This window comes from Desulfosporosinus sp. OT (assembly GCF_000224515.1).
In the GTDB taxonomy this organism is placed as follows: domain Bacteria; phylum Bacillota; class Desulfitobacteriia; order Desulfitobacteriales; family Desulfitobacteriaceae; genus Desulfosporosinus.
The window spans coordinates 31,108-43,636 of record NZ_AGAF01000071.1; the positions used below are offsets into that span (position 1 = coordinate 31,108).

Consider the following 12,529-nt stretch of genomic DNA (forward strand, 5'->3'; position numbering starts at 1 on the left):
CTCACGATCCCCCTTCTTCAATCAGTGATTCTAACTGCTGACTTCGATAAGTGGCAGCATACCATCCATCAAAAGCCATTAGTTCAGGATGCGAGCCACGCTCAGCAATCTTTCCATTTTGCAGGACTATGATCAAATCTGCATGTTCAATAGCACTTAAACGATGAGAGGAAATCAGGGTTGTCTTTTGAGATCTCTTCGCTTTTAATCCCTGTAAAATCGCCTTTTCTGTTTTAGCATCTACAGCTGACAAAGAATCATCCAAAATTAGAATTTCCGGTTCAAGCAAAAGCGCTCGCGCAATGGATATCCGCTGTTTTTGCCCACCTGAAAGGGTTACCCCTCGATCTCCGACTAACGTACTGTATTGTTCATCAAAACGCAGGATATCTTTGTCAATGGCCGCAATCTCAGCGACAGCTTGGATTTCCTCCTGGATTGCGCTAGGTTTTCCGAAGGCGATGTTCTCCGCGATCGACGCTGAGAACAGGAAATGATCCTGAGGAACATAGCCGATTGCTGTACGCAACGCTTTGAGCGTTACGTCATATATTGAGGACTTACCAATTCGAAGATCCCCCTTAGACAGATCAAATTCCCGAATGAGCAGGCGGAAAAGCGTCGTCTTGCCACTCCCTGTTTTCCCCACGACTCCTAAGGTTTGTCCTTGGGGAACGAAAATATCGATTTCTTCAAGAACTGGCAGACGAGCCCCAGGATAAGTAAACGATGCTCGCTGATACGTAAGAGGGCCGCTGTGAAGCTGATCAGTGACCCCTTCCCGTTCAAAGATTTGGTAGTTTATTTTCAGCAGTGATTCCACTCGATCATAGGACGCCCGCCCACGTTCGAGGATGTTAAAGAGCCAGCCAAAGGCCAGCATCGGCCAAATGAACTGTCCCAGATAAATTGTGAACTGAGTTAGCTGGCCAAAAGTCAATTGTCCATCGACCACATCTCTCGCTCCGAAAACAATGGCTAGGAAAAAGGAAATCCCGATAATTAGTTGGATCGTTGGGTCAAAGAGTGCATCCACTTTGGCAACCGCTATATTCTTCTCTACTACATCAGCAGATAACATCCGAAAGGCTTCTTTCTCCGCTTCTTCCTCCCCGAAAGTTTTAATCACTCTGACTCCAGAGATGTTTTCCAGCACTTTGTCATTGAGATCAGAAAAAGCTGCCTGTGCTTTATGGAACCTCTTATGTAGGAGGGTGCCGTAATAGCTGGTCGACCAGGCCATCAGCGGCATAGGTAGTAAGGTGATGAGCGTGAGTTTCCAACTGATAAAAAAGGCCATGGAGAAAACAACCAAACCTCCTGTTGTCAGAGAATCGATAAAAGTCAAAACCCCCAAGCCGGCCGTCATTTCTATTGCTTGGATATCGTTCGTGGCATGTGCCATTAAGTCTCCAGTGCGGTGTTCTTGATAAAACTGCGGCGACAAGAAAGTAAAATGACTAAAAAGCTGCTTTCTAAGTAACCTCGCCAGTCGGGCCGACGCTCCGAAAATCATTAATCGCCAAACATACCGTAATCCGTAGACTAGGAACCCTGCAAATAAAAGGAGCAAACTCCACTTGAGCAAAATTCCTTGGGACAAATTCTCTTTGCTAATTCCGTCCACGATGACCCGAACAGCATAGGGCGGAAATAGATTAATGAGTGCTACAAAAACTAAAACTAAAATCCCCATACCGTAGCTTTTCTTCTCTAACTTAAAAAACCACATTAAATCTTTAAAAAGAAGCATAAAATCTCCTCTCAAATCAAAAGCCATTAGAAACACCTAAATCTTACTTACTGTAATGACATTCTAAGAAAGTATATCATAGGACTACAGATTTAATGTAGAAAAAACTGGAGAAAACACAAGCAATAAGTAGCGCCCCCAGCTAAGCTGAGGGCGCTACTACTTAAAGTAAGTATAACAGAATTTAAATTTCATTTTATCATATTTTTCCTGGTAGCACAGGACTCAGGGGGAGACACAGCATTTCTCATCTTACAATCCTCACAGACTTGTAAACCATGATCTTCATACAAGTCCTTTTCGGAAACTTCAACTCCACACTTTCTGCATTTAGCCATTACTTACCCCTCTCTCAAGTTTAGCTTAGTAAATAAGACTTACTTAACACAACTAAAAATTTGCTGGTTTATTCGACGTGGACAGATACGCCAGTCATTGCGTTTCCCTATTGGGTCTGGACTTTCCTTGATAGAACATATTTGTTTTGTTATACTGATGCGGAGTTATTATTCCCTTTTTGGGTGCTGTTTATATAACCCAAAGAAGTTAGATCTCAAAAAAGGAGCTATCACGTATGAAGAAGAAACTACGTCTCATATTGATTTGGTCATTAATTTCACTTCTCCTGCAATTGGGAGTTTACTCTCTTTTGAATAACCAAGTTCAAAAAGTTCTGGCTCCGCCTGCGCCTTCAAGACCGATAACCCGCCAGCTTAAAGCCACAATTCCGGGTGCTGATCTTACTAATATCCAGATTTCCTACGCTAAGGATTACTTAGCTTACTCAGAAAATGGCACACTTAAAGTCTTTAACCTTAAAAAACAAACCATCGTTTTTGAGAAAGAACCCCCCACTACGAATGATGAAACATTAGGAGTGCTCACGTACCAGTGGTTGCCGGATAGAAATACTTTACTCTATTTCTATGCTCAAAAGAATCCCAATCCCATAACATATGTTACCGTGTACCCTCCCAAAACGGAGTCACAGACTATTCAGCCACCTGTGGAACCGAAGACTGAAGACCCCAATCAGAAAACAGTTAACGAAGTTCCTAAGGTCGTGACCAAAGAGGTTCCGGTACAGCCTCGGATTGAAAAGCGGTATGGAAATCCTCAAATCACAGAGCTATATACGCTTGAACTTCCAGATAGTGACGAAGACACCGCTCCAGATGATCGGTTTAATCAAACGATTGATCAATTTCCAGCTGGTGGAGAAATTGAAGAATGGGTTGTTTCAACCACGACCAATCTTATGTTCCTTACTATTAAAAACGGATCGACAGAACAACTAATGGAAATAGACGTCATGAAGAATGTACGAACTCTAAACAAATCGGGAGAGACGATCGATAATATGGCTGCTTCAGATCGGTATGGAACACTTTATCTGGACAGTAATGTAGGGACTACTGAACAAGTTATTGCTTTAAATGGTTCAAAACGCCAAATTATTTCTAAAAACGTGAACGATAGAATTCTAGGAATTAGGGATGGAAAAGTTTATATTGGTGAAGTTGAAAATGATATGCTCATTGAAATTAAAACAACGACTGACCTGAGTGAAGTAAAAAGTAACCCTTCTCTAAAAACTGAATGGGAAGGCTCGATTCCCTTTAACAAGAACTTACGAACGCTGATCGGTGCTGAAGGCCAAATGGTTGTCTATGATCATCAAACTGCCTATATCATCACTGCAGGTCAACTTAAAGAGGTAAAATTACACGGTGATGAGAACTACGTTTCTGTCGATGGAGCTGAGCTGATCCAACTAACCCGAGATGGAACATCTACCCTTGCAGAATTGCAACCACTCGAGCCCTAAGAGTTAGAATCCAATGGATGCTTATTTCTAGACCGTTCAATCCTAAATTAAAAGAAGGAAGCGCTTTGTCTTGACTGACTTAAGCGTTTCCTTCTTAATTTTGTATGTAAATCTAATTCTTTCTTATATTAGATTAAACGGCAGGATCTCACCTTCCAAGGCTTTCATAATGTTGTTTTGAGTGACTGATTGATGTGATACATGCCATAAAACTTTCCTATTGCTTAAGAGAAGTACTTGTGGTGATTGATGTTTAACCTCTAAATCATTAGCCACTTGGTTGCTCACCGCTCTCGACTCGATCACTTTAATCATGACCACCAGAACGTCGTCCGTATTTTCCTTCATAAAAGTCCGTACCTCCTGCCAAGCACGTTCACTGATAGGACAAGTTGTACTATGTTTGAAAAGTATGATCTTGCGTTGGCAAGACTCATCTAGAATTTCTCCAAATTCTCGAGAAGAAGTAATTTCTTTAAATTCCGCCATTATTTTGCCACTCCTTTTTTAGTTTAAGCCATTATATCAAAAACGTCCAGGATATCAAAGGTAAGATGTCCACCTCAAAAATATACAAGAGAACGTGTGACAATGCTACCTCGACTTGGTACAATATATCTTAAACGTTGTTCAATTGCTTGTAATTAAATAGGTTAAGGGGGGAATAGCATGTTTGTCGGGGCACGAATATTAAAAACGGGAATTGCTGTTACATTAGCGATGTATTTATGCAAACTTTTTCAAATTGAACCGGCAGTTTTCGCCGCCATTTCTGTCGTGGTCAATATGCAGCCTTCCGTTCGCAAAGCACTCCATAATGCGTGGGAGCAAGTCTGGGTACATTTACTTAGCATCACTTTGGCTATTCTTCTAGGCCTCACGCTTGGTACTAATCCCGTGGTCACTGGTGTAGCGGTCATTATTATCATTCTTTTGTGTAATCGACTTGGATGGTCTGGGGGAATTACGATAGGCGTAGTGTCGATTGTTTTTGTACTTGATTCACCAGCCAATGAATTTCTACCCCACGCTGCGAGTCGTTCGATAGCGGTTTTCCTCGGTCTCGCGGTAGCTCTGGTTGTTAACCATATTCTATTACCGCCAGAACACAAGAAAAAATTGTTCGCTGAATTGGAACGACTCTTCCGTGATGCCTCTACGTATTTCTTAGACAGTTTGATTACGTTTATCTCGTCTGCTTCTTTGGTATCTTTCATTGCCGAAGCTCCCGTGGAGCTATTACAGCGACTTGAGGATGCAATGGATCTTTACGAACATGCTCGCGGAGAATTGACAGGGCAAGACAATGCTTTACTAGTTGAACGCGTCCTCGAAATATGCCGAGGTTTCATTGAACGAGGTCAAACTATTGGAGAAATGACAGCTCAGCGCGTGCAACGGCGCAATGCGTCAGATTCTCCGCTGCCCAAAGATGGGCCGAGTACAGAATACCAAAGGATACTTAATTTGTTGTTAGAAGGAGAACGGAAGTTAGGACTCTGGGCCCGTAAAGTAAGCATTGGGCTAACCCAACCCCATGCAGCAGAAAAAGCTGGAGAAGACACCGAATATTGGGCTGAATTCGATCAGGTTATGGATACTTGGCAACGTACTGTAAGTGGCATCTTTTATCTGAGGGCCATGATGGAAATTGCTGTAGTCGCCACCGAAATGCGCTGGGCCGCACGGCGGATGAAAGCGTTTTATGATCTGGGATCGTTTAATAAGAGTTAAGAAAGTTGATAATATGAGTATCTTCGATCTATAAATACTGGAATTTTCTCACGAACCTCATTTATAGCATCAGTATTTAGCTCTATTTGGAAGATCTCCTCTGCTTCCTCTGCCTCCTGCATTATCTCTCCCCAAGGGCTAATAACACTGGAATGCCCACAAAACTTAACACCGTTGCCCAGACCTACTCCATTACAACTAATAACAAAAATCTGATTTTCAATTGCCCTGGCTTTTTGTAGAATTCGCCAATGCTCTAATCTCGGATGAGGCCACTCAGCAGGTACAAACAAAATCTCCGCTCCATCGAGAGCTAGCCGCCGGACGAGTTCGGGGAACCTTAGATCATAACAGATAATAACTCCACAAATATGCCCTTCTATCTCGAAAGTTACAACCTTATTACCCTCAGTATAGAATCTATTTTCTTCGCCTGGTGAAAACAAATGAATCTTCTGGTAGCTGGCTATTTCAAGCCCATTTCGATTAAAAACCTTAGCACTATTAACAAGTTGCCCATTATTAACTTCAGAGATTGACCCTCCAACCAAGTAGATTTCAAGTTCCCTTGCTAAGTCACTCATTTTTTCAACAGCTCTTTTTCCCCAAACGACGGCTTGTTCAGAAATATTTATAGGAAAGTACCCAGTATTCCATGTTTCAGGTAATACAATGACATCAGGTTTATTTAGAGCTGCTTCCCGAACTAGTTTTTCTACTTTTCTCAAGTTTTCGTCCGGTTCCCCAAGGGCTACAGCCAGCTGAATAACGGCTACCTTTAATGTACTTAAACTCAATTTAACCATTTCCCCTTCTCTATCTGCACATTTACGAATATACTCAAAGAGCCTGCAACGTTATAACTGTTGCAGGCTCTTTAGTTATATGACTTCAGAATTCTCACTATAAAATCAATGATTTTAAAAATTAAAAGTTGTCACGTAACGGAATCATTCTAAATAATTAATCTTATTCATTATACCATGTTGAAACACCAGTATCCAAGTCATACTTGGCTCCTAATATCTTCGATTCTTTAGTATCTACTGCGTGTTTTATAATCGGGCTTTTTAGGATGTCTTGTATTGCGTTTTGAACGTTAAAGTCAACACTCTTTTCGATCAGATCATTACCAGTTACACCACTAGTTTTGGCCTCATCAATAGCTGGTTTAATTTTCTCGACAATTGAACCAATACTACCAGGTATTTCCCCACCTTGCACAGCTGCCGTGACGGCTCCGCAACCTTCATGCCCAAGAACGACAATTAGTGGTGTTTTCAAGTGTTCGACGGCATACTCTACGCTTCCCAATTCCACTGGAGTAACGACATTACCAGCTACTCGTATTACAAATAAATCTCCGAGTGCTTCGTCGTAGAGCACCTCGGGAGGAACTCTCGAGTCTGAACAGCTTACGATTACCGCAAAGGGGTGTTGTCCATTTTTCTCCAAATCCATTCGTCTTGTAGCACTGAGGTCTTTGTTTAAGGTCTTACCGGAGGTAAAGCGCGCGTTTCCATCATCAAGTAGCTTTTTCGCTACATCTGAGGATGTGATTACTTCGGTCCTTTTGTAGACAGGAGTGTCCACAGTTGACGATTGTGGAGTGGAAGACGTGGGTACGGATTTAGTTCCGCAGCCACCAAGCATAAGTACGAGGCTGAGCGATGCAACGCCGATGAAGGTAATTACTTTTTTCATAACATTCCTCCTAATTTATTTGCTCTAATATATCAAATATTTACCAACTAATATATTACCATAATTACACGTAAATATATTAGAATATTTTGTAATATTATGAATAATTGATTATGTTAATAGTTTAATCCTTAAGAATAAGGTACTTATTACAATTTCGTTGAAAGCACCTAATCTTTAGTCACCCGGATTATGGCAACGCAGTTAAGGTTACTATTCTTGAAGATGATCTTAAGGGAAAGATATGGGCCAAGTTCGGCATCGGCAAATTTATTTAGTTTTGCATTAATAAAAGGATTAAGCGTAGTGCTTAATCCCTCTGGCCTCATTATTTGAGTTTCTTTATCGCAGTTTCTCCAAATTTTCCTGTGACCACTTTTTCATAAGGAGCTATCTTATTCAACTCTCCCGCATCTTGAATAATTTGTTGCAGGAGATAGAAATCTTTTTCTTGGAGAACAGGGTCTATTTTCCAGCTATCCTGTTCTTTATAACGTTTGACCGCGCTCACCAGAATTTCATCGTTTTCCTCAGGGAATTGAGGCTTGATCGCCTTGGCAATTTCCTCAGGAGTATGACTTGCCACCCAACGCTGCCCTTTGTAGATTGCATCTGTGAACTTCTGAATGAGGTCTGGATTTTTCTCGATAGTGCTTTTCTTCGTAAAATATGCTGTATAAGGAACTTCACCGCTCTCCTTACCTAGAGAAGCAACGATATACGCTTTACTCTCCTTCTGCATACTCGAGGCCGTAGGTTCAAAGATAATAACATAATCCCCTTGCCCCCCCATAAAGGCACCGGGCATGGCAGCATATTGCATCGTTGTATCGATGAAAACATCTTTTCCAGTGGTAAGACCATTTTTACCTAATACATACTGAAGGACTATGGCTGGCATTCCACCCTTTCGTCCACCAATAATACTTTTTCCCTTAAGATCGCTCCATTTAAAGTTGGGTTCAGGATTCCTACCCATTAGAAACGTGCCATCCCCGTTGGTAAGCTGAGCAAAGACAACACTATTGTCTTCTTTGCCTTCGTTATAAACATAGACACTCGCTTCAGGTCCCGCAAAACCAATGTCAACCTGACCTGATAAAACTGCGGTCATGACCTTGTCTGCGCCTTGACCATTCGAGAGCTCAATATCAAGACCCTCTTCAGTAAAAAACCCTTGTGTCATAGCCACATATTGAGGTGCATAGAAAATTGAGTGTGTGACTTCTGACAGTTTAATCTTAGTGAGCTCAGTTTGATTACTACAGCCCGATAGAACTAGAGTCATCCCCAGGAGCAGCACGCTAAGTACCAGTAAAAACTTTTTTTTCATAATAAAGATCCTCCTCGTATTTGAGATTTATGTGTTTTCTAACTTCAGCGGGGTTTAGATGGGGCTTAAAGTTTATTTTTCACAAGCAATTTTTCAAGTAAGACCACCCCCTGATACATCAAAGTTGCAGCAATACCCAAAATGATGACGCTAGTCATAACCAGGTCCAATTTAAAAACTTGCCCCCCATACACGATGAGATAACCTAACCCCGCTTTAGATACTAAAAACTCTCCCACGATGACCCCAACCCAAGACAACCCGACATTAATCTTAAGGGCATTGATAATGGTAGGAAACGATGCCGGAAGCAACACTTTTGTTAGGATCTGAGATTTTGTGCCACCAAAGGTCTGGATGAGTTTTATCTTATCTCCATCGATAGCTAAGAAGCCATTTAAGACCTCCAAAACCGTGACAATGAGAGAAATTGCTAAGGTCATGACAATAATTGCAGCAGGACCTGCCCCGATCCAAACTATAAACACCGGTCCGAGTGCAATTTTAGGCAAACTGTTGATAACCACTAAGTAAGGTTCTAAAATTTTGCACAAGAATTCTGACCACCATAAGCAAATAGCAATTATCGTTCCCAAAAGTGTCCCTAAGACAAAGCCAACAACGGCTTCTAGACAGGTAATTCCTATGTGTTGAAACAGTACACCCTCTTGATATAACCTCATAATAGTGTTCAAGATTCTTGACGGCTGGCTGGTAATAAAAGGGTCAACTATTTTGGCATCGGCACAGATTTCCCAAAGTGCTAAGGCAACGACTAAAATCAATAATTGGATGAACAAAATCCATAGCTTCCTCATCTTTGCTCGTCGCAAATACTCTTGATGTTCTTGGGAAATGACTGCAAGGTTTGCCCTGCAAGGACTACTTTTTTGTTCAAGATTAGACATGGACATCCAGCCCCTTCCATATCTCTTGAAAAATATGCCGGAACTCAGGTGCTTCGCGAGATGCTAAAGGTGTCCTTTTATCACAATTTAACCTGACTTCATAGATGTTTTTAACGGTTCCGGGTCGTTTTGACAAAAGGATGACGCGATCTGCCATACTGATACTCTCGGAAATGTCATGGGTCACGAGAAGCGCAGTTTTATTTTCCTTTTTGATAATGGCATAAATATCATCATTGACCATAAGTCGGGTTTGATAATCCAAGGCAGAAAAGGGTTCATCCAGAAGAAGGATTTGAGGATCCGTCACAAGAGTTCGGATCAGTGCTACTCTTTGTCTCATTCCACCCGATAGCTGGTTAGGATATTTATCTTTGAAATCATATAGTCCGTATGTTTTGAGAAGTATTAAGGCGCGCTCTTTCGCCTCAGGTGTCGCAGCTTTTCTTATTTCCAGACCGAGAATGACATTTTGATAAATGGTCCTCCACTCGAAAAGATGGTCCTTTTGCAACATGTACCCAATTTTGGGGGAGGTGCCCGTGACCTTTTCTCCACAAAGCCAGACGCTCCCCGTGGTAGCAGATACCAGCCCAGAAATAATCGATAACAGGGTGGATTTGCCACAACCACTTGGGCCGACTATACTCACGAACTCCCCGTCTCGAACTGAAAAATCGATAGCATCCAAGGCTGTTATTTCCCCGTTGAGAGATTGATATTTCATACCTACGTTATGTATCTCGACCACATGATTCAATGGCACTCCCTCCTTAGTACCTCAGCTTTTAATAGTGTATTGGCGTGTGCCTTAATCGGTGAGTAATTCGGGAATTTATCTCCCCCACAAAAATATAGGGTCTAGAAAATCCGGATAAGAAAAGAGAAGAGCCGTGCATTTTTAAAAGTGCACGGCTCTTCTCTCCGTAGTATTATCGTTAGACAAATCATTTTCATATAAGCAAGTTTTACAGGGGTTACTACAGTGTTTGTTTGATCCACTCAATAAATGACTGGACATTATCAAAAGCAACGTCAGGATTCATCTCCAGGATCTTTTGAGGGTGGGTTGTTTTAGCCCACATAGCCCCTATGGCATACACTCCGACTTCTTTTGCTGAGCTTACATCATACGCCATATCCCCAACATAGGCTACTTCTTCCGGGGAATAGCCCCAAATCTTTAGGACTTCCTTAAGGTGTTCAGGTTTACTAGCCCTTTCTTCTGAGCCAGTTTTCACAACCTCAAAAAAGCCACCTAGACCTGAATGTTTCAAGGATATTTTCATACTGCCCGGTCCTTTGCCGGAAACAAGAGCCAGCTTTATCCTGCGTTCTTGCAACAAGGCCAAAGCCTCTAAAACTCCCTTAAAAGGTTCAGCGTATTCAGGATGAATACGATCGTATTCAACGAGATAAGATTCTAGGCTCTCCTTCCAAACAGACGGAAAAAGCTTTTTGAAAATGCCATCCTCTGTAGGGCCAAACATGGCAGCAATTTCTTGATCCGAGTACTCACGCCCAGTAAATTCTAACAGTGTCTTACGAAATCCACCATAGCATACAGGTATGGTATTTAGAAGTGTTCCATCCAGATCAAAGATAAGTCCTTTCAGTTTCAATCGTATACCTCCTTTGACAACTCAATTTAGGGGGTTCTACTAACAGCTACAGCCTTTATGATCTCGACAACCAACTTCGCTGACTTGTATAAATCGTCTTCTTCGATGAATTCATCGGTTGTATGTGGCTTTTGCATTCCTATTCCCAGAACAACACAAGGTATATCGTAGCGGTTATAATAATTGGCATCACTGCCCCCGCCAGTTGCCTCAAATGTCGCAATTAAATTGGCTGACTGGGCTGCTTGAGCTGCGAGCAGGGCAACTTCTGATTCCTTCATTATCGTAAATGGGTCATATAATCTTGTGACCTCCACTTCAGCAACGGCGCCCATCTCAGTTGCCCTATTTTTGAAGGTTTGGCACATCTCTGTAGTATAACGTTCTAATTTTCCTGTGTTGCGGCTTCTTGATTCGCAAGTGATTTCGACTCTGTCGGCGACAATATTGGTGGCACGGCCGCCCTGAATCGTTCCAATATTGGACGTCGTTTCCTCGTCAATGCGGCCGGTCTGCAAGCTGGCGATCGCCTTGGCAGCCACAACAATTGCGCTGATTCCATCCTCTGGACTAGCTCCGGCATGAGAGGCCTTGCCTTTAATTGTGACGTTGATTCGATCTTGCCCGGGAGCTTCGAGAATAATGAGCCCCGGCTGACCAACGGCATCTAAGACAAAACCTAAATCAGCCCTCAACAGCGTCTTATCTATGTTTTTGGAGCCGTTTAAGCCGCCCTCTTCTGCTACATTGAAAATAACCTGAATATCCCCATGAGGAATACCTTGCTCTTGGATTGTTCTTAAAGCTTCCAGAATTGGGGCAATACCAGCTTTATCATCAGCCCCCAAGATTGTCGAACCAGCAGAAGTAATCCGTCCATCTTTGAGCACTGGCTCAATATTGAGGCCAGGGTCCACTGTATCCATGTGCGCTGAAAGTAAGAGTATGGGTGCCTGAGGCAGGTTACCTGGCAAATAGGCAAAGATATTACCGCAATTGCCACCAATTGCCATGCCCGCTTGATCTTCTGTTACGACCATACCCAAACCTTCAAGACGCTTTTTGAGTATATCTGCGATCTGGCGCTCATTTCTGGTTGGTGAATCAATCTTGATTAGTTCAAAAAGCTCTGCTAACAATCTTTCACGATTAATCATTTCATTTACCTCTTTCGTTTTAGCTATGATTCTTATATTATCAAGGATTCAGCGAATTATGTCTAAATCCTGCAGCTTTCAAAATTCATTGACAAACTAACCTCCTTAATAAGTTATCTATGTTTATAAAGAATAAGTAATGTTTTTGGCCTAGTATAAAAAATACAATAGCCTAATCGCTACATTAGGCTATTGTACTAATCTCTTTAGTTTTATGAACGTCAGATTTATCTGATTCTTAGAGCTAAAATGTGAATACTTTAGATTCAGCAGCTAAGTCAATGAGGACTGAAGCCGTAGATAATTTGGCTCCCTCAATAAATTGGTCTTCACCGAAAAGTCTTGTTCTAGCACATGGCGTACATAAATGAAATGGCACCTTATTTTCAATTAAGTAATCAATATATTGTTTAGCATTATCTCCGGTCGGTGCCACTACGCTATCAGCCAGTCCCACAATCCCATAGGCAACAGCATCGTCGACTAAGAA

General features: G+C 41.9%; 13 protein-coding genes. 2 read left to right on the forward strand and 11 right to left on the reverse strand.

Annotated elements, in window-relative coordinates; translation table 11 throughout:
• Nucleotide 1: 1 nt before the first annotated feature.
• The gene (locus tag DOT_RS06540; protein WP_009615809.1) at nucleotides 2-1,753 is read right to left on the reverse strand and encodes an ABC transporter transmembrane domain-containing protein; all 1,752 of its coding nucleotides are present in this window, start codon (nucleotides 1,751-1,753) and stop codon (nucleotides 2-4) included.
• A gap of 574 nt (nucleotides 1,754-2,327) precedes the next feature.
• Here DOT_RS06540 and DOT_RS06545 point away from each other — a divergent pair.
• A complete protein-coding gene (locus tag DOT_RS06545; RefSeq protein WP_040411434.1) occupies nucleotides 2,328-3,581 on the forward strand; it encodes a hypothetical protein in 1,254 nt (417 codons plus the stop codon).
• 123 nt (nucleotides 3,582-3,704) lie between these two features.
• Here DOT_RS06545 and ytxJ read toward each other — a convergent pair whose 3' ends face one another.
• Nucleotides 3,705-4,070, reverse strand: coding sequence for a bacillithiol system redox-active protein YtxJ (gene ytxJ, locus DOT_RS06550; protein ID WP_009615814.1), 366 nt, complete (start codon nucleotides 4,068-4,070; stop codon nucleotides 3,705-3,707).
• A gap of 180 nt (nucleotides 4,071-4,250) precedes the next feature.
• On the opposite strand from ytxJ, the gene DOT_RS06555 reads away from it, so the two are divergent.
• The gene (locus DOT_RS06555; protein ID WP_009615816.1) at nucleotides 4,251-5,315 is read left to right on the forward strand and encodes an aromatic acid exporter family protein; all 1,065 of its coding nucleotides are present in this window, start codon (nucleotides 4,251-4,253) and stop codon (nucleotides 5,313-5,315) included.
• Here DOT_RS06555 and DOT_RS06560 read toward each other — a convergent pair.
• From DOT_RS06560 to DOT_RS06595, 9 genes are all read right to left on the reverse strand, one after another.
• Nucleotides 5,312-6,112, reverse strand: coding sequence for a carbon-nitrogen family hydrolase (locus tag DOT_RS06560; protein WP_009615818.1), 801 nt, complete (start codon nucleotides 6,110-6,112; stop codon nucleotides 5,312-5,314). The genes DOT_RS06555 and DOT_RS06560 overlap by 4 nt on opposite strands.
• Nucleotides 6,113-6,284: 172 nt before the next feature.
• Nucleotides 6,285-7,019 (reverse strand): carbonic anhydrase, encoded by a 735-nt coding sequence (locus DOT_RS06565; protein WP_009615819.1) that lies wholly within the window; start codon nucleotides 7,017-7,019, stop codon nucleotides 6,285-6,287.
• Nucleotides 7,020-7,189: 170 nt separating this feature from the next.
• Nucleotides 7,190-7,348, reverse strand: a complete 159-nt coding sequence (locus tag DOT_RS31365; RefSeq protein ID WP_009615820.1) for a hypothetical protein — start codon at nucleotides 7,346-7,348, stop codon at nucleotides 7,190-7,192.
• A complete protein-coding gene (locus DOT_RS06570; protein ID WP_009615821.1) occupies nucleotides 7,348-8,352 on the reverse strand; it encodes an ABC transporter substrate-binding protein in 1,005 nt (334 codons plus the stop codon). The genes DOT_RS31365 and DOT_RS06570 overlap by 1 nt, the downstream gene beginning before the upstream one ends.
• A 65-nt stretch (nucleotides 8,353-8,417) precedes the next feature.
• Nucleotides 8,418-9,260 carry an ABC transporter permease gene (locus tag DOT_RS06575; RefSeq protein ID WP_009615822.1) on the reverse strand — a complete coding sequence of 281 codons (843 nt, stop codon included), beginning with the start codon at nucleotides 9,258-9,260 and terminating at the stop codon, nucleotides 8,418-8,420.
• Nucleotides 9,253-10,020, reverse strand: a complete 768-nt coding sequence (locus tag DOT_RS06580; RefSeq protein ID WP_009615823.1) for an ABC transporter ATP-binding protein — start codon at nucleotides 10,018-10,020, stop codon at nucleotides 9,253-9,255. The genes DOT_RS06575 and DOT_RS06580 overlap by 8 nt, the downstream gene beginning before the upstream one ends.
• 220 nt (nucleotides 10,021-10,240) lie before the next feature.
• Nucleotides 10,241-10,882 (reverse strand): HAD family hydrolase, encoded by a 642-nt coding sequence (locus DOT_RS06585; protein ID WP_009615838.1) that lies wholly within the window; start codon nucleotides 10,880-10,882, stop codon nucleotides 10,241-10,243.
• Between the two features lie 26 nt (nucleotides 10,883-10,908).
• A complete protein-coding gene (locus DOT_RS06590) occupies nucleotides 10,909-12,039 on the reverse strand; it encodes a M20/M25/M40 family metallo-hydrolase (RefSeq protein ID WP_009615839.1) in 1,131 nt (376 codons plus the stop codon).
• Nucleotides 12,040-12,283: 244 nt separating this feature from the next.
• Nucleotides 12,284-12,529 (reverse strand): DsrE family protein (locus DOT_RS06595; RefSeq protein ID WP_009615840.1); only part of this gene is annotated, 246 nt, incomplete at its 5' end.